The organism is Rhodococcus mengyinensis, from assembly GCF_048381435.1.
Lineage (GTDB): Bacteria > Actinomycetota > Actinomycetes > Mycobacteriales > Mycobacteriaceae > Rhodococcus_F > Rhodococcus_F opacus_D.
The window spans coordinates 16,203-33,209 of record NZ_JBLWIT010000133.1; the positions used below are offsets into that span (position 1 = coordinate 16,203).

15 protein-coding genes and 3 pseudogenes are annotated in these 17,007 nt (G+C 65.1%); 3 read left to right on the top strand and 15 right to left on the bottom strand.

Annotated features, from left to right (window positions below; all coding sequences use genetic code 11):
- Positions 1-2: 2 nt before the first annotated feature.
- The 8 genes from ACNJ7E_RS31195 to ACNJ7E_RS31230 form a co-directional block, all read right to left on the bottom strand.
- The gene (locus tag ACNJ7E_RS31195) at positions 3-1,868 is read right to left on the bottom strand and encodes an acyl-CoA synthetase (protein WP_418341763.1); all 1,866 of its coding nucleotides are present in this window, start codon (positions 1,866-1,868) and stop codon (positions 3-5) included.
- Between the two features lie 139 nt (positions 1,869-2,007).
- The gene (locus ACNJ7E_RS31200) at positions 2,008-2,808 is read right to left on the bottom strand and encodes an enoyl-CoA hydratase/isomerase family protein (RefSeq protein WP_280782202.1); all 801 of its coding nucleotides are present in this window, start codon (positions 2,806-2,808) and stop codon (positions 2,008-2,010) included.
- Between the two features lie 28 nt (positions 2,809-2,836).
- Positions 2,837-3,133, bottom strand: coding sequence for a hotdog family protein (locus tag ACNJ7E_RS31205; RefSeq protein WP_280782201.1), 297 nt, complete (start codon positions 3,131-3,133; stop codon positions 2,837-2,839).
- Positions 3,130-4,449, bottom strand: coding sequence for an MFS transporter (locus ACNJ7E_RS31210; protein WP_418341764.1), 1,320 nt, complete (start codon positions 4,447-4,449; stop codon positions 3,130-3,132). The genes ACNJ7E_RS31205 and ACNJ7E_RS31210 overlap by 4 nt, the downstream gene beginning before the upstream one ends.
- 301 nt (positions 4,450-4,750) lie before the next feature.
- A complete protein-coding gene (locus ACNJ7E_RS31215; RefSeq protein ID WP_418341765.1) occupies positions 4,751-6,862 on the bottom strand; it encodes a 3-hydroxyacyl-CoA dehydrogenase NAD-binding domain-containing protein in 2,112 nt (703 codons plus the stop codon).
- A gap of 30 nt (positions 6,863-6,892) precedes the next feature.
- Positions 6,893-7,681 carry a crotonase/enoyl-CoA hydratase family protein gene (locus ACNJ7E_RS31220; RefSeq protein WP_418341766.1) on the bottom strand — a complete coding sequence of 263 codons (789 nt, stop codon included), beginning with the start codon at positions 7,679-7,681 and terminating at the stop codon, positions 6,893-6,895.
- Between the two features lie 35 nt (positions 7,682-7,716).
- Positions 7,717-8,496: an SDR family oxidoreductase gene (locus ACNJ7E_RS31225; RefSeq protein ID WP_418341767.1), complete on the bottom strand. Its 780-nt coding sequence runs from the start codon at positions 8,494-8,496 to the stop codon at positions 7,717-7,719.
- A 92-nt stretch (positions 8,497-8,588) separates the two neighbouring features.
- Entirely contained in the window at positions 8,589-10,337 is a 1,749-nt protein-coding gene (locus ACNJ7E_RS31230) for an acyl-CoA dehydrogenase family protein (protein ID WP_489686850.1), read from the bottom strand.
- Between the two features lie 313 nt (positions 10,338-10,650).
- Here ACNJ7E_RS31230 and ACNJ7E_RS31235 point away from each other — a divergent pair, with 313 nt between their 5' ends.
- Positions 10,651-11,265, top strand: a complete 615-nt coding sequence (locus ACNJ7E_RS31235; RefSeq protein WP_280782195.1) for a response regulator — start codon at positions 10,651-10,653, stop codon at positions 11,263-11,265.
- Positions 11,266-11,283: 18 nt separating this feature from the next.
- Here ACNJ7E_RS31235 and ACNJ7E_RS31240 read toward each other — a convergent pair whose 3' ends face one another.
- The 5 genes and pseudogenes from ACNJ7E_RS31240 to ACNJ7E_RS31260 all read right to left on the bottom strand — a co-directional run bounded on the left by ACNJ7E_RS31240 (position 11,284) and on the right by ACNJ7E_RS31260 (position 14,104).
- Positions 11,284-12,390: a PAS domain-containing sensor histidine kinase gene (locus ACNJ7E_RS31240; protein WP_280782194.1), complete on the bottom strand. Its 1,107-nt coding sequence runs from the start codon at positions 12,388-12,390 to the stop codon at positions 11,284-11,286.
- Positions 12,391-12,478: 88 nt separating this feature from the next.
- Positions 12,479-12,607, bottom strand: a complete 129-nt coding sequence (locus ACNJ7E_RS31245) for a hypothetical protein (protein ID WP_418341768.1) — start codon at positions 12,605-12,607, stop codon at positions 12,479-12,481.
- A pseudogene (locus tag ACNJ7E_RS31250) lies at positions 12,580-13,365 on the bottom strand (IS3 family transposase); the annotation flags it as partial. The gene ACNJ7E_RS31245 and the pseudogene ACNJ7E_RS31250, both read right to left, overlap by 28 nt.
- A 5-nt stretch (positions 13,366-13,370) precedes the next feature.
- Positions 13,371-13,634: pseudogene (locus ACNJ7E_RS31255) on the bottom strand (transposase); the annotation flags it as partial.
- Between the two features lie 80 nt (positions 13,635-13,714).
- Complete coding sequence (locus ACNJ7E_RS31260) at positions 13,715-14,104, bottom strand: RidA family protein (protein WP_418341769.1); 390 nt, start codon at positions 14,102-14,104, stop codon at positions 13,715-13,717.
- Positions 14,105-14,219: 115 nt separating this feature from the next.
- Between ACNJ7E_RS31260 and ACNJ7E_RS31265 the strand changes: the two genes are divergently transcribed.
- Positions 14,220-15,272 (top strand): Rv2578c family radical SAM protein, encoded by a 1,053-nt coding sequence (locus ACNJ7E_RS31265; protein ID WP_280782192.1) that lies wholly within the window; start codon positions 14,220-14,222, stop codon positions 15,270-15,272.
- Here ACNJ7E_RS31265 and ACNJ7E_RS31270 read toward each other — a convergent pair.
- Entirely contained in the window at positions 15,259-15,681 is a 423-nt protein-coding gene (locus tag ACNJ7E_RS31270; protein ID WP_280782191.1) for a PPOX class F420-dependent oxidoreductase, read from the bottom strand. The genes ACNJ7E_RS31265 and ACNJ7E_RS31270 overlap by 14 nt on opposite strands.
- A gap of 130 nt (positions 15,682-15,811) precedes the next feature.
- Here ACNJ7E_RS31270 and ACNJ7E_RS31275 point away from each other — a divergent pair.
- Positions 15,812-16,272: pseudogene (locus tag ACNJ7E_RS31275) on the top strand (hypothetical protein).
- Between the two features lie 17 nt (positions 16,273-16,289).
- Here the strand turns inward: ACNJ7E_RS31275 and ACNJ7E_RS31280 are convergent.
- Positions 16,290-17,006, bottom strand: coding sequence for an SRPBCC family protein (locus tag ACNJ7E_RS31280; protein WP_280782188.1), 717 nt, complete (start codon positions 17,004-17,006; stop codon positions 16,290-16,292).
- Position 17,007 lies beyond the last annotated feature (1 nt).

Genomic DNA, 17,007 nt, shown 5'->3' on the forward strand with positions numbered 1-17,007 from the left:
GGTCACCTTGTGGTCGAGTGGATTCGGTGCCGGACGGTCACCGAGGACAGCGCCGCCTGGGCCCGGTCGAGCAGCGCAGGGCCGTCGGCGAGCAGTCGCACGACGACGTCGATTCCCGCGGCGCCCTGATCCTGGGAGTGCAGCTCGTATCGGCTGTGTAGTCCGGCCTCGTCGAGCAGTCGCGTGAAGGCACGTTCGACCGCGTCCACCCGCAGTTGGTTCTTCAGGATCTTGCCGACCGGTGATTTCGGCAGTTCGTCGAGGACGAAGAACTGTTTGGGCTGTGCTGCGCGTTCGCGGACCCGCTCCCGCATGTGCGAGGCCAGTTCGTCGACATCCAGGTACGCGCCCTCGACTACGACAACATAGGCGACCGGTACCTCCCCGGCATCGGGATCCGGCATCCCGACCACCGACGCCTCGGCGACGCCGGGGTGTTCGAAGAGGGCCTCCTCCACCGGGGCGGGATCGATGTTGTGGCCGCCACGGATGATCAGATCCTTGGCACGCCCGGTAATCCGGAGGAACCCGTCGGCCTCGATGCTGGCGAGGTCGCCGGTGTTCAGCCAGCCGTCGTCGAGGACGACCCCGTCGTTCTGCCGTGCGTCGAGATAGCCCGCGAACAACCCGGGGCTGCGCAGCAACAGGATTCCCGGCTCGCCGGTGGCGCACTCGTGGTACTCGCCGTCCGTGTTCTGCTGGACGATCCTGGCGGCGGTGTACGGTGCCGGAATCCCGATGATGCCGGGTCGCGGCTCCACCCCACGCGGGCAGCCCACGACCGCGCCGGAGGTCTCGGTCAGGCCGTATCCCTCGGCGATGCTGACTCCGGTGAGGGCTCGGAAGCGGTCCGCCACCTCCATGGACAGCGGCGCGGACCCGCTCGTGACTCGGTCGAGGGTGTGCGTCGCCGGGATCGTATCCGGCCGCTGGACGAGTCGATTGGCAATGGTCGGCAACAGGGGAACGCTCGTCACCGAGAACCTCTGCACAATCGGCCAGAAGTTGTCGACCACCCCGGGCCCTCGCCACCCACCCGATGTCGGGAAGATGTCGGTCCCACCGAGGGCCAGCCCGGTGAGCTGCGTGACGGCGATCCCGTGAACATGGAACGTCGGGGAGGCGCAGAACCGCACCGAGCCTACCGGCACCTGGTGCGATACGGCCATACCCCACGAGGAGTAGATCTGGCCGCCATGGGTGACCCGGGCCAGTTTCGGGGTGCCGGTAGTGCCGCCGGTGCCAAAGATCGCTGCGACGGTGTCCCACTGGATGTTCCTGGGCTCGATCAGTGCGCCGCCGGGGTGCTGGTCGAGTTCGTCGACCAGTTCGAGGAATCGCACACCACCTGGTACGGGGCCGGATCGCGAGCCACCGGCCCGGATCACCGTGTCGACGGTCGGTGCGTGGGCGAGGATCGCCGCGATCTTGGGCCACACATCCGTGGTGGCGTCGCCGCCGAAGCTGACCAGGATCGTCGATCCGGCGGCGGCGATGAGTTCGCCGAGCAGTTCCGGCTCGAGCATCCAGTTCAGCGGATTGGCGATTCCGGCGGTCTGGGCGCCCCACAACGCGAACTGTGGTTCGGGCGTGTTGGCCGTCAGGATCGACACGACGTCCTCGCCGCGAACGCCGAGGGAATGAAACAGGTTCGCGGCCTGGGTGATCCGGTGCAGTACCTGCCGATGAGTGATGTGTTCGACGTCGTCGAGATCATTCATGTCAGGGAGGTAGGTGAAGGCGATCGTATCCGGGTCGATCATCGCGCCGTTGCGGATGTAGTCGTACACACTGGTCGGGAGGCCTCGCTCCGAGAGCGGGGTTCGCTCGTACTCTTCGATCTTGGCCCGGCTCGACAGATCCCGCATGGCCCAATAGGGCGGGATGGGTGCGCCTGCAGTGCCGTCACATTCACTTGTTCGATCGTTTTCTCGGGTCGCACTCTGTGCGTTGATCATCTGGGGTTCTCCGTCGCTTCCAATCGTGGCTGCCTGCGTCGATGACCGACTACGCCTTGGCGGTGAAGCGACCGAATGCGGCCTTCGCGTCATCGCTCACAAGTCGCTCGGCGAACACCGTGTACTCGTCGGCGAGCGCGTCGCGCACGGCAGAGTGCCGGTGCTTGCGGAGCAGTGCCTTCGTCGCTTCGATCGATCCGGCCGGAAGTGCGGTGAGACCTGTGGCTCGGTCCAGGGCTTCGGTCAGTGCAGCTCCCTGCCCGACGACACGATTGATCAAACCGGCCTCAGCCGCTGCATCGGCGCCGAATATCTCACCCAGCAACAGCAGTTCCGCGGCCTGTTTGTCGCCCGCAATGCGGGGCAGTAGATAGGTCGATGCTCCCTCTGGGCTCAACCCCAGTGAGGTGAAGGGAAGCCGGAATCGGGCGCCGTCGCCGGCGAACGCGAGGTCGCAATGCAGCAGCATGGTGGCCCCGATGCCCACCGCGTAACCCTCCACCGCGGCGATGACCGGCTTGCGGGCAACAAGGAGAGCGCCGAAGAGCAGCGTTCCGCCGCGCGGCTCCGGTTGCGGGGTGCGCCGGAAGTCGTCGATGTCGTTGCCGCTGGTGAAGTTTCCGCCGGCACCGGTAAGCACGATTACACGTACGGTGGGATCGTTGTCGGCGTGCTCGATTGCGTTGGCGAGTGCGACGTAGGTCGCGTGATCGAGGGCGTTCCGGCGCGTGGGTCGGTCGATCGTCATCAACCGCACGCCGTCCCGCACGTCCTCGATGCGCAGGCTTCCGTGATCGCCGGCCGAGGGTGTGCTGCGGGGCGACGATGCTGCCTGCTGAGTGCTCGTCATCAGATTTTCTCCTTGCGTTCCAAGCGATTCAGGGAACAAGTAGGGATAGGGTTTCGGCCACGCAGGCCGGCTTGTCGCTGCCTGCTCGCTCGATCGTGATTCGTGTTCGGCATCGGGTGCCGGATGTGCCGGTAGTGAGTTCGCGCAACTCCACGCCGGCGCGGAGTCGTGACCTCACCGGGACGGCCGAATGGATCCACTGGTGATCGCCGGTGGCCGCCGCGAAGCGATCGATCTGGCCCTGGGTGGGATGGTGCCGATCGCTGTATCCGAGATGGGTGCCGACGGCTTTCTCGAGTTCGGAGATGCCGGCGAAGGTTCTCACACTGCCTCCGTGTCTGCTGTCGTCGCCGGGAGTACCCGGAGTCGATCTCTGTCGGGGTTGATGAACGTCAGCGCGAGCAGAGCGAACACTCCGGCGGCCGCACCGAGGATCTGGAAGGAGAGCGCGAACCCGTCCGCCTTTGTCGCGGCGTGGTCGACGATGACTCCGGCCAGCCAGGGGGCGATCAGGCCGCCGACCGACATGATCGCCATGTACACCCCCAGCGTTCCGGCCAGCTGCCGCTGGGGGCAGATCACGCTGACCGCGGTGTTGAGCAGCGGAGCGGCACCAGATGCGACACCGTAGGCCAGCGAGATCATTGCAACCACCACCAGAGGTGAGTCGACGTACGGGACGAACAGCAGGATCACGGCGCCGAGCGCGACACCGGAGGCGGCGACGACCGCGCGCGCCCGCCGTATGGTGGAGCCGCGGGCGATCAGGCGGTCGCTCACGCGCGAGATCGTCAGCATGTAGACGAGGGCGAAGATGCTGGGGATCCCGAACATCGACCCTGCCTGCTGGGCTGAGAAGCCGAGTCCGAGTTCGAAGTACGACGGCAGCCAGGTCAGAATCACCGCCTGCAGCGCGTAATAGGCCATGAACAGCAGGGCGCCGAAGATGAAGGTGGGCGTGCGGAAGATGGACAGCCACGGCACGGCGTTGTCGGACTGCTGCTCGCCCGTGGACTTGGCGGCCGGCGCCAAATGCGGTCCTTGCGACCAACTGGTCACCCACAGGATGCACCACAGGGCGCCCATGATCGCCATCGTGATCAGGGCGGTCCGCCAGCCGAAGGAGACGGTGATGTAGGTCAGCAGTGGCGCGAAGACGATCTTGGCGATCGAGACGGAGCTGAGAAGAAGCGCACTGGGGAAGCCGCGCTTGTCCGGTGCATGCCAGGAGTACACCGCGGTGTGCATGAGGGCCGCACTCGGGCCTTCGGCGAAGCCGAGGACCATCCGGCTGGCGATCAGCACCGCGAGGGTGGCCGACAGCACCACCGGTAGGACTGTGGCTGACCAGACCAGCGCGAGCGCCAACAGTGCCCAGCGCAGACCGAACCACCGGCTCAGGAGCCCTGAGGCGAAGCCGCCGATGGTGAACATCAGGAAGAACAGGCTGCCCACCATGCCGATCTGCGACGACGTCAAGCCCAGCTCACGAGCAAGCGGCTGGGCGATGATGCCGTACACGGCCTTGTCGGCGTAGTTGATCATGTACAGGAGAATGACCACCGCGGTCATCGACCAGGCAGTTCTCCGAGTCCCGGACGACTGCGCGGCTGCCGTCTCCTCGAGTTTTCCGACGGTCACTGGATGTTTCCTTCCGAATACGGGGCCGGTAGGCGCCCCGACGATGACGACACCCCCCGATGTCCGTGGCATGTGATCCGCGCCACGAAGAGAATTCTCGCCGGATGCCGTCACGGTGTCTGTAGGACAACCGAGGCCGCTCGTGTCGGAATCTTCTGACACCGCTTCCGGACGGCTGCCCGCAGGAAGAGGCTGTTCCTCTACCTGCGGGCAGGCCGATACCGGTGTCGGCCTGCCCAGCTCCGAACGGGGGGCGACACCGGTATGAACTGCCGCGTTGCGCCTTTCGCGCAGCGGTGGTCTATTGGAAGGTGGTTTCCCCGTCGCGGACGAGCTTTTCGAGCAGCGGCGCGGGAGTCCAGCACTCCCCATGCGTTGCTTCGAACTCGCGGATCTTGCGGAGCACCTCGGCAAGGCCGAGGGTCTGCGCGTAGTGCATCGGCCCACCCCGGTAGGCGGGGAAGCCGTACCCATCGACGTAGACGACATCGATGTCGGACGCGCGCTGAGCGATGCCCTCACCGAGGATCTTCGCGCCCTCGTTCACGAGCGCGAGGATGCACCGGTCGACGACCTCGGCGTCACTGATCTCCCGGCGCTCGATCCCGTCTTCTGCGGCGCAGCGCAGGATGACCTCCTCGACCACCGGATCAGGCACCGGATTCCGGCTGCCATCCTCGTACCGGAAGTAGCCGGCAGCGGTCTTTTGTCCGAAGCGGCCACTCTCACAGAGAACGTCGGCGACCCGGGAGTACCGCAAGTGCTGGGGCCGCGTCGGAGCCAGGCGCTTGCGGGCTGCCCATCCGATGTCGAGCCCGGCCAGGTCGGACATGGCGAACGGTCCCATGGCGAGGCCGAAGTCCCGTAGGACGCTGTCGATCCGCTCCGGCGTGGTGCCTTCTTCGAGAAGGAAGTCCGCCTCGCGGCGGTACGGCGAAAGCATCCGGTTCCCGATGAACCCGTCACACACCTTCGACAACACCGGAACCTTCGCGATCTTCTGCGCGAGCGCCAGGCTGGTGACGACGACGTCGTCCGCCGTCGCGTCGCCGCGCACCACCTCGAGCAACTTCATCACATTCGCCGGACTGAAGAAGTGCAAACCGATGACGTCCTGCGGCCGGGAGACAGACCGGGCGAGTTCGTCGACATCCAACCGGGAGGTGTTCGAGGCCAGCAGCGCGCCCGGCTTGCAGAGGGCATCGAGTTTCGCGAACACCTCCTTCTTCACCGCCATGTCCTCGAAGACCGCTTCCACGACGAGGTCCGCCGTGGACGCGGTTCCGAGGTCGAGGCTCGGCTCGATCAAGGCGATTCGCTGCTCCACTTGTTGCGCGGTCAGCCGACCCTTTGCGGCGGTGGCCTCGTAGTTGCTGCGGATCGTCGCCACGCCGCGCTCGAGAGCGTCGGTGTTCTGCTCGATCAGGTCTACCGGGAAGCCACCGTTGGCGAAGGCCATCGCGATCCCGGTGCCCATGGTGCCGGCGCCGATCACGGCGACCCGTTCGATCGGCCGTGGAGCCGTGGCACGGTCGATGTCGGCGACCTTGGCCGCTTGTTTTTCGGCGAAGAAGACGTGGCGCAGTGCCTTCGCTTCGGGGCTGTCGACCAATCGCACGAATGCGGTGCGTTCGAGCGCCAGGCCTTCTCCGATCGGGTGAGTGGTGGCAGCCTCGACCGCATCGATTGCCGCGAGCTGTGCCACCCCATTGCGCGTGCTCGGCCGAACGCGGCTGCGGGCGGCGTCGAAGTCGACGCCATCGCCACTCGCGAGCGACCGATCATCGATGACTGGTGCCGAGGTACTTTCGGGGACACTGTTGTTCAGGAAGGCCAGTGCAGCCTCGAGTGGGTCGCCGGCCACACAGTGGTCCACGATGCCGAGTTCTGCGGCGCGGGACGCCGACACGGTGGCACCGTTCTGGATCATGTGCAGCGCCTCGGCCGTGCCGATCAGCCGCGGCAGGCGCTGGGTGCCGCCGGCACCGGGGAGCAGACCCACGTTGACCTCGGGAAGCCCGATCGTCGCCCCGGTCTGGGCGATGCGGTAGTTGCACACCAACGCCAGCTCGAGGCCGCCGCCGAGGGCGAAGCCGTGGATGGCGGCCACCACCGGTTTGCGCAGGGCCTGAATCTGGTCGAAGACCTCCGCCACTGAGGGTTTCACGGCGGCGGCCGGTGTTCCGAACTGGCGCAGGTCTGCCCCGCCGCAGAATCCCTTGCCGTCACCGACGATGACCACGCCGCGGACCGCATCATCGTGCGCCGCGGAGATCCCTGCGGACAGTCCGGTGCGGATGGTGTCACCGAGTCCGTTCACCGGCGGGTTCGCCAACCGGATCACCGCGACATCACCGCGCACCTCGTATCGCACGGTCTGTGACAGGTCCACGATCTGCGTTGTCTCGCTCATACGAAAAACTCTTCTCTTTCTGAATCCGGCTCAGCGACCCTGAAATACGGCTTCGCGCCGCTCGATAAAGGACTGGATGCCTTCCTTGCAGTCCTCGGAGTTCATCACCTGCTCGCGAATAGCCGGTATCTGCGCGATCGCGGCCTGCTCGGCTGCGTCGAGGAACGCCATCGCACCGACCTTCGTCGCCCGGATCCCGAGCGGGGCGTTCGTGCAGATCTTCCGGGCGAGTTCGATCGCTCGGTCGATCTGCTGCCCGAAGGGTACGACCTCCTGGACGAATCCCATCCGCAGGGCGGTATCAGCATCGAACTGGTCGCACAGGAACAGGTGGTACATCGCGTTTCCCCACCCGGTGCGTGTCAGGTAGCGGAAATGGGCGCCGCCGATCGGTGCGATGCCCCGCTTGGATTCGAGCTGCTGGAACCGGGCGGTGTCGGCGGAAACGACGATGTCGGCGGCGAGCATCATCTCGATGCCCACGGTGAAGGTGAGGCCCTGGACGACCGCGATGACCGGTTTGCGGCATCGGCGGCCGAGGCCGAACGGATCGACCTTGTCGGGATCGCGGGGCTTCGCCGTCGCATTCGGGCCGAAAAACTTGGGCATGTCCAGGCCAGCGGTCGTATCCTTGCCGGCCGAGCAGAACACGGCCACCCAGAGGTCGTCGTCATCATCGAAGGCAGTCAGATGGTCGCTCAGCTGCTCCATCATCTCCGGGCTGTAGGCGTTCTTCTTCGCCTCGTTCTCGACGGTGATGAGGGCGATCCGGCCGTCGATCCGCATGGTGACCTGACCGGGCTTCGTTTCGGTAGTCATCGGGTACCTTTCATGGAAGACAGAAGATAGGACGGTCAGATTGCGGTGGCGCCGCCGTCGACGGCGAGGATCTGGCCGGTGATGTGCTTGCCGGCGTCACTGGCGAAGAGCAACGCGGCACCCTTGAGGTCGTTATCGTCGCCGATCCGGCCCTGCGGAATGCGGGCGGTGATCGAGTCGAGCCGCTTCTCCAGCGTGCCGCGGGTCATGTCGGACGGGAAGAAGCCGGGTGCCAACGCATTCACGGTGATGCCGTGGGGGGCCCATTCTGCGCCGAGGGCGCGGGTGAAGTTGATGACCGCGGCCTTGCTGGTGTTGTAGGCGATCGTCTTCGCGCCGGTGGGGGCGTTACCTTTCATGCCGGCGATCGAGGCGAGGTTGATGATTCGCCCGTATCCGGCCGGGAGCATTGAGCGCTTGCCGATCTGCTGCGACAGCAGGAACAGCGAGCGGACGTTCAAATTCATGACCTTGTCCCACGCGGCGAGCGGGAGGTCCTCGGCCGGGGAGCCCCAGGTTGCACCGGCGTTGTTGACGAGGATGTCGATCGTTCCGACTCGCTCGAGGACCTCGTCCGCCAGCCGTAGGACCTCCTCCTCGCGGCTCGAGTCGGCGGCGATCCATTCACTCTTGATTCCCTTGGCGGACAATCGTTCCTGCGCGCTCTGCAAGGTGTCAGCCTTGCGTGAGCTGATCACCACGTGAGCGCCCTGCTCGCCGAGTGCCTCGGCGATCTGCAGGCCGAGGCCACGCGATCCGCCGGTGACGAGAGCGGTGCGTCCGTCGAGTGCAAACAAGTTCTTGGTGTTGGTCATCGTGTGCGGCCTTCTGTGATCGTGCCTCGAAGAATCGATGTCGTCGAGGCGTGTGGAGAAGAGGAGAGTCCTGTGGTGACGCGGCGGAACCCTTAGAAGGCGATGGCTGCGTCGTCCATCAAAATCTTTGTGTCCGAGCGGGCTCGGACCAGCAGCGAGAACGTATCGGGCAGCAGCTTGTCGAAGTAGAAGCGCGCGATGGCGAGTTGCTGACGGTGAAAGTCGGTGGCCTGATCGCCCAGTTGCAGCACGGTGTCCGCGGCACGCGCCCAGAAGTAGGCGAGTACGTAGTAACCGACGAGATTGAGGAAATCGACCGCACTGGTCCCGACCCGGCAGTCGTCATCCTGCGCCCAACGGGCCAGGTCGGTGACTAGGGTGTCGATCTCCCCGGCCAGCGTTATGAGAGCAACCCGGAAGAGATCCATCTCCTGCCGGCCGTCGAGTGTCTGTGCATAGCCACTGACCATTTCGACGAGCTGCTTGAACCGGCGACCGCCGTCGCTGAGTACCTTCCGTTGCAGCAGGTCGTGGGACTGCACACCGTTGGTCCCCTCATAGATCGGGAGAATCCGGGTGTCCCGGAAGGTCTGCTCGGCGCCGTAATCGGCGATGTAGCCGGCGCCGCCGTGGACCTGCATCCCCAACGATGCAGAATCGACCGCACGATCGGAGACGAATGCCTTGGCCACCGGGGTCAGCAGGGACAGCATGTCTTCGGCGTACTCGCGGACCGACGGATCGGGCGACGACTTGCGGAGGTCGACCTGCAATGCCAACCAGTACAGGAACAGCCGCGATCCACCCGACCAGGACTTCTGGGTGAGCAGCATGCGCCGCACATCCGGTTGATCGATGATCGGGTCCGCGGCCTGATTCGGTGAGCGCATCGACTCCGGTGCCCGAGACTGGATGCGTTCACGGGCGTACGTCAGGGCCTTCTGGTTCGCCACCTCGTTCATGCCGAGCGCTTGCACACCGGTGCCGAGGCGGGCGCCGTTCATCATCACGAACATCGCCGCCAAACCCTTGTTCACCTCGCCGACGAGGTGTCCGACGGCGTTGTCGAAGCGCAGCACGCAGGTCGCGCTTCCGTGCAACCCCATCTTGTTCTCGATGCTGTCGCAGAACACACCGTTGCGGTCGCCGACGGAGCCGTCGGGGTCGACCGTACGTTTCGGGACGACGAACAGGCTGATACCGCGGGTGCCCTTGGGGGCATCGGGGGTCCTGGCCAGCACGAGGTGCACGATGTTCTCGGCAAGGTCGTGTTCACCGGACGTGATGAACATCTTCGCCCCCGTGATCCGGTAGCTGCCGTCATCGGCCGGTACCGCGCGGGTGGTGAGCAGGCCCAGGTCGGTGCCGCAATGCGGCTCGGTCAGGCACATGGTGCCGGTCCACTGACCGGAGGCCAGTTGCGGCAGGTAGCGGCGCTTGAGTTCCTCTGACGCATTTGCGTTGAGGCATCGGTACGCGCCGGCGGACAGGCTCGTGTAGAGGGTCCAGGAGGGATTGGCCGACGCGAGCATCTCCTTGATAGCGGAACCGACGGTGGACGGCATACCACCGCCGCCGTGCTCGACATCGCAGTCCACCGCCGGCCACCCGCCGGCGACGTACTGGTCGTACGCCTTCTTGAACCCCGGGGGAGTCACCACCGTGTCGCCGACCAGACGGCACCCGTCGCGGTCACCCACGGTGTTGAGCGGAGCGAGTACGCGAGCACAGAAGTCGCCGGCACCCTCGATCACTCCGTCGATGGTGTCGCGGTCGACGTCGACCCCGGCGCCTTGAAGCGTAGCGGCGGCGTCGAGCACCTCGTGCAGTACGAACTGCATCTCACGGATCGGAGGTGTGTAGTTCATCGGGTTTCGGCCCTTCCCACTGGTATGCCTTGGTAAGGCCGATACTTCCGCGGTTCGCCCCTCGGTGTCTGTCGGAAGAACACCACGCTCGGCGTCGGAGTTATCCGACACACATCGACATCGATCGCCCGATCGTCACGCCGGAAATGCCGATCACGGCTCTGCGTAAACCCGCCCGGCATCGGCACGCCCGGAAAATTCCAGGGTCCGGCGGTGCTCGGCGGGTCGCTACCATCAGGACCGACTATTCGGGAAGGGCACCGAGAAAATGATCAACGTGTTGCTCGTGGACGACCACACCATCTTCAGAGCCGGACTTGTGCGCCTACTCGAAGAAGACCGCAGCATCGACTCCGTGATGCAGGCCGCCGACGGAACCACCGCGTTAAAACTCATCCGAGAACATTCGTTCAGTGTGGTTCTCCTCGACATCAACCTACCGGTCCGCAGCGGTCTCGAACTCCTGCCCGCAATCGCGCGCATCGCACCGCATCTGCCGGTCATCATGTTGAGCATGTACTCGGCCAAGCAGTACGCGCTTCGCGCCTTCGAGTCCGGCGCGAGCGGCTATGTGTCGAAGGACATGGACGCCGAGGTGCTCATCGCCGCGATCCGTAAAGTGGTGGCGGGCGGCCGGTACATCACTCCAGACGTTGCGGAGCAGATGCTCGAGAACGTCGACGTCCTGCAGAGCGAAAATCGGCACCTGACACTGTCGGAGCGTGAATATTCGGTCATGATGCAGATTGCCAATGGCGTCAGTCTGACCGCTATTGCGCAGGAAATGCACGTCAGTATCAAGACGGTCAGTACCTACAGGTCCCGGCTGCTGAAGAAGATGGGGCTGGACGGAAATGCGGCGTTGGTGCAGTACGCGGTACGTAATCGACTCATCGATTGACCGCCCCGGTGCTCGTGGCTACCTCGCGAACGCCCACGGGACCCGTACCTCGATGCGTGCGCCACCCGCGGTCGAGTTTCCGATCGTCGTGTGCCCTCCGATACGCCGGGCGCGTTCGCGTATTCCCGCCAGACCCAGCCCGTCGGTCGACTCCTCGATTGAGGTCGGAAGCCCGACGCCATCGTCTTCGATCGTCGCCTCGAGGGTGTCGTCGTCACGCACGAGCGTTATGGTTACCTTCGTCGCAGATGCGTGTCTGGCGACGTTCGTCAACGCTTCCTGAATGATCCGGAACAGGTCTCGTTCCGACGCCGGGTCGGCCGCGGACTCGGTCTGCGGAACGGTGACCGAACAGCTAATGCCGTAGCGTGCCTGGAACTTCGCGGCGTGATCGCGGATCGCGTCGAGCATGCCCAGGTGATCGATGAGGGAAGGGCGCAGCTCATCCGAAATCCGGCGCACCGCGTCGATCGCTTCCTGCGCCGTACCGGAGATCTCGTGCGTCAACTGCAGTAGTCCAGCGATGTCGGTGGGCTCTGATCGGGTTCCGGAATTCGGCGCGGGCGCGTCCGTAAGGCGTCGCCGCAGTCGCGCAACATCGAACTTCAACGCCGTCAGCAACCCCCCGATATCGTCGTGCAACTCCAGGGCGATGTGCGCGCGCTCGGTGTCCTGAATCGTCTCGACGGCCGACATCAACGCCCGCAATTGCGATCGAGACGCCTCAATGTCCTTGAGCGCCTTCTCGCGTTCGGTCACGTCGATACCGATCCCCACGACCGCCGACCGGTTTCGATAGATCACCTGCCGCCCATGGATTTCGATCAACCGGGGGCCTCGGCGTCGGACATTGGCACGAATGAGAAAATGAGACCCCTGGTCCGAGCCCTGAACTCGCCTTTCGTATTGCGCCACCAAACTCTGGCGTTGCTCAGGCGGAGCAACATCTGCTAACGGTCTACCGATGAACCGTGACGGCGTGGTCCCGAAGAAGTCCGCGAACTTATCGTTCACGTACTGCATCGTGCCGTCCTGAATAAGATAGATACCAGCAACGGACTGCTCGACAATACCGTGAAACAATTGCGCGATATTTGCATGATCGCCGTCTTCGAATCCGTTCACCGCTCATACTTTCTGTCTAGTATTCGACTCTGCGCACGAACAAACGCTCGAGGGCAGTCTGCGGTTCACCCAAACAGCGGACAGCTGGTTAAGCGGCTTGATCCGAACCGGGCATAGTCAGAGATCGTTCGTAGTTGTCCGGACTGAGCACCCCGATTGACGAGTGCCGACGACGACTATTATAGGTGTTCATCCATTTGTCAATGGCGGCAACCAATTCCGCTTTGGTGACAAATTCATGCCGGTAGTATTACTCGTGTTTGAAAGTGGACATAGCGATTCGGCGCCCGTGTTGTCCCAACAAACTCCGGTCCGGCCCATTGATCGGCGCAGCCCGTGCCGGGTGCAGGTGGAGTCCATGGCATCGGCCGTGTATTGCACCCCACGGTCCGAGTGCACAATGGTGCCTTCGCATTTGCCGCCGCGGGCTGCGACCGCCTGCTCGAGCGCGTCGGTGACCAGCTCGGTCCGCATATGGTCGTCGGCACTCCACCTGAGCGCCCTCTTGGAGTGTTCGTCTTTGAACGCGCACAGGTACATGTCACCTTCTCCGCAGTTCAGGTAGGTGATATCGGTGGTCCATACGGCGTCGATCCGACCCTGGTCGAACCTCCGCCGGACCAGATCGGGCGGGAATGAGGCGTTCGGCCCCACGCGGGTGGTGACGGTGAAGGTGCGGGGACTGATCCCGGCGATGCCGATCTCCGCCATAATCTTAGCCACCGTTTTCTCGGTCACGACCTCGCCGGCGTCCCGCAGATCGGCGGTGATCCGCGGGGCGCCGTAGACCCCGTCCGACGCCCGGTGGAAGTCGAGGATCTTGACCGTCAGGTCCGCTCGTCGTTGTCTGAGTGAAGTCATCTCCGTGGTGGTGGAACGGTTTTTGTGGTCGTAGTATCCGGAGGTCGACACGCCCAGCAGACGCGCCATCCGGCTGATGCCGGTGTCGGCGCACTCTGCAGCCATCAGCTCGAAACGCTCTACTTCTGATGGTTCGCCGCAAAGTACGCCGACGCTTTTTTCAAGAAACTGATGTCCTTTTCCTGCTCGACGACCTGCTTGCGCAGTCGGGTGAGTTCGTCGCGCTCGGCCGGGGTCAACGGCGTGTCCCCCTGGGCGGCGGCCTCGGTGCGGCGGCGTTCGTCGGCGACCCACGACCCGAGCAGGCTCTCGTTCAGGCCGAGATCACGGGCGACGGAGGCAATGGTCCGGCCCGAATCGATCACTCGATGGGCCGCCTCGACCTTGTACTCGGTCGGCGGTGCTCAGCACGCAATTGCGTGCGTCGTGAACGGGTTGGTGAGGTGCCGCCTCCCCGCGTCGGTCAGTCGCCGATGACGGCGTCGGCCTCGATCTCGATGAGCAGGCCGGGGGCAATCAGCGCGCTGACCTCGAGGATCGTGGTGGCGGGTCGGATTTCGCCGAAGACCTCGCCGTGCGCGATGCCGGCCTCTTCCCACCGGCTCATGTCGGTGAGGTACATGCGGGTGCGGATCACATCGGTCGTGCTCGCGCCGGCCTCCGTGAGTGCTGCCTCGATCCGGCGCAGTGCCTCCCGGGTTTGTTCGCCGAGATCGTTTCCGCCGACGGGGCCGTCGGGACCCGACGCCGTGGTGCCCGACACGGACACGAGCGGGCCGATGCGCACGGCGCGGGAATAGCCGATCTTGGCTTCCCATTCGGAACCGGACGAGACGTTGTTTCTGTTCGACATGGGCAACATTGTCGCAAGCCCCGATCCGGCGCTCACCAGCGCGGTCTTTCCCCACGATCCGGTCTCCGCGGGTCGAAGTCTTGACACCGGTTAGAACAAATGTTCGCATGTACTCATGAGGTGGGATGGGCAAGCGGTCGACGCCGACGACGGTGCATTGCCGGGGCTGGAGCGCGCCGGGCTCGTGCGCAGCGTGCAGACACCCGAGTTCGACGGCATCACCTTCCACGAGGTGCTCTGCAAGAGCGCGCTGAACAAGATGCCCGAGGAGTCGCAACTGCCTTTCCGCTTCACCGTCAACGCTTTTCGCGGATGCTCACATTCCTGTCGCTACTGCTTCGCGCGGCCCACCCACGAATACCTCGACCTCGACGCGGGCCGCGATTTCGACAGTCAGATCGTCGTGAAGACCAACGTCGCGGCGGTGCTGCGCAAGGAACTGGGGCGCCGGTCGTGGAAGCGGGAGCACGTGGCGCTCGGCACCAACACCGATCCCTATCAACGAGCGGAGGGCCGGTACCGTCTGATGCCCGGCATCATTCGAGCGCTGGCCGAATCCGCCACCCCGTTCTCGATACTGACCAAGGGGACGTTGCTGCGGCGCGACCTCCCGCTGCTGACGCTCGCGGCCCAGCAGGTGCCGGTCAGCATCGGCGTGTCGCTGGCGATCCACGATCCCGACCTCCAGAAGTCGATCGAGCCGGGCACACCCACTCCGAAGGCGCGCCTCGATCTGATCCGGGCGATCACCGACGCCGGCCTGCCCTGCAATGTGATGGTGGCCCCTGTCATTCCCTTCCTGACCGATTCGGTACGGCATCTGGACGGACTACTCGAATCCATCGCAGATGCCGGGGCCTCGGGTGTGACCGTCTTCCCGATGCACCTGCGCGGCAGTACCAAGGGCTGGTTCATGAACTGGCTGTCGACGGAGCATCCGGCGCTCGTCCGTCAGTACCGGCAGTTATACGGGCGGGCGGCCTACGTTCCGCCCGAGTACACATCGTGGCTGAAGCAGCGCGTCGACCCTCTCGTCGACCGGTACGGTCTGGGCGGCGCGGCGAACCATCGGGAGGCCGGACAGGCCGGACAGGCCGAGGCCGTCGAGCCCGATCGCGGTGAACTGGTCGGGGTCGGTCGTCCCGGACCGGCGCTCACTCTCTTCTGACGTGAACGGTCCGCCTCGGCTCGTACCATTCGGCGCCGGCAGGTTCTCCCGCCATGTTCCAGCTCCACGAGATGGTTGGTGCGATGCGCACATAGAGACCGGGGCCGACCATTCCGTCCCGTTCCACCGGCTGATCGGCCGTGCCGTAGACCCGGATGGATCGCGCGACGAACGGCTCGAACGACACCAGGTCGTCGACGACCAGCGACACCTTGTCGTTCCCGGCCCGGATGTTCCGGAACTTGCGGGTACCGGCGACGGACGGTCCGGAACCTCCCACCCAGAAGTCCGTTCCGTCGAACTCGAAGGCGAGTGGAACGACGTCGGGTTGCCCGTCCGCGCCCACGGTGGCGACGCGGGCGATCGGCTGCGACCGCAGGTAGGCGATCTCTTCGTCCGTGAACGACATGGAAATCTCCTCGTCGATGTCGACCGATGTTTCTGCGTCGACACTAGCCAAGCGCACGAGTAACGCTCCCCGCATTCCCGGAGACAAGGGGAAGAGAGGTTCGCCCGACGCACAACGACCGAGGAGCGCCATGCCTGTGGGAAATCTGGTTGTCCGGTCGGCGGTGGTGGGTTCGCTCGCCGCGGCCGCACTACTCGGTGCACCGGCCGCCGCCGGGGCGGATGCTGCGACGCTGACCCCCACCTACACGATCGGGCACGGTCTGAACCCCGGCGACCTCAGCGTGTGCGGAGGGCGGATCGACGCCCACGCGTCGTCCGACTACCCGGAGCCGTACGGTCCGAACTACGTGCTGTTGACGACGTACTTCGTCGGCCCCTCCCGGGTCTGCATGGTCGACGGCACCCTGCATTGGCGCAACCTCGACACCGGCGCCTCCGGAACGAAGCAGTGGGCGTGGCGTTGAGCGGCTGGGACGGTCCGGGCGCGCCGACAGCCGTGTACTTCGATCCGGGGGCGGGCCGGGTCAGCATCGAGATCGCCACGAGCACCCCGAACATTCCGGGGAGGGGCGAGTTCACGGCGTCCTGAGCGGAGGTGTGCCGGGTTCAGGCGAAGGCGTTGTCCAGCCAGGACTTCCACGCGTCCTGCGACTTCTTTTGGTCGGCACCCGCAGTGAACAGGTGGTGCGCCGCGTCGACCGTTCCGCCGAACGCGTTGCGGCCGTAGAACCGGTACAGCGCATCGGCGGTCCGGATGCCGATGAAGTGCGGCGTCAGGTAGTCGACGACACCGTCGACGGTGCCGAAACCGGGCACGTCGACGGACACGGCGTCGCCTGCGGCGGAAGTGTCGGTCAGCCCCAGCGCGCCGCGGAGTGTGGCCATCGCGCCCGGACCGGTGGACGTATCCGGGCCGGCGGTCGTGATGTAGGTGGCCGCGCGGCCTGCGAAGTACTGGACGTACTGGCCGAGGCTGTGGAGGTAGAACGTGGTGTGCTTGTCGGCGCCGTCGTACTGCGCGTCCCAGTCGTCGGTGAAGATGCCGCTGTGGACGTAGCGCAGCGCCGCGGTGCCGCCGTCGCGGGCCTCGATGAGGTATTCGAGGGCGTTGAACCAGCCGTCGGGACCTTCCTGCCGCACGGCGAACTTCTGCGGCGGCTCCCACGCGACGACGGTGGGGTCGTCCGGTCCCTCGCTGCCCACGCCGGGATCGAGTTCGGAGGGGAACATCCAGCCCCCGGTGCCGGTGGTGACGGCGGCGAACACCTCCTCGGGGCCGGCGTTCAGGACGACTTCGCGGCGAATCTCGAAGTTCTGGGACATG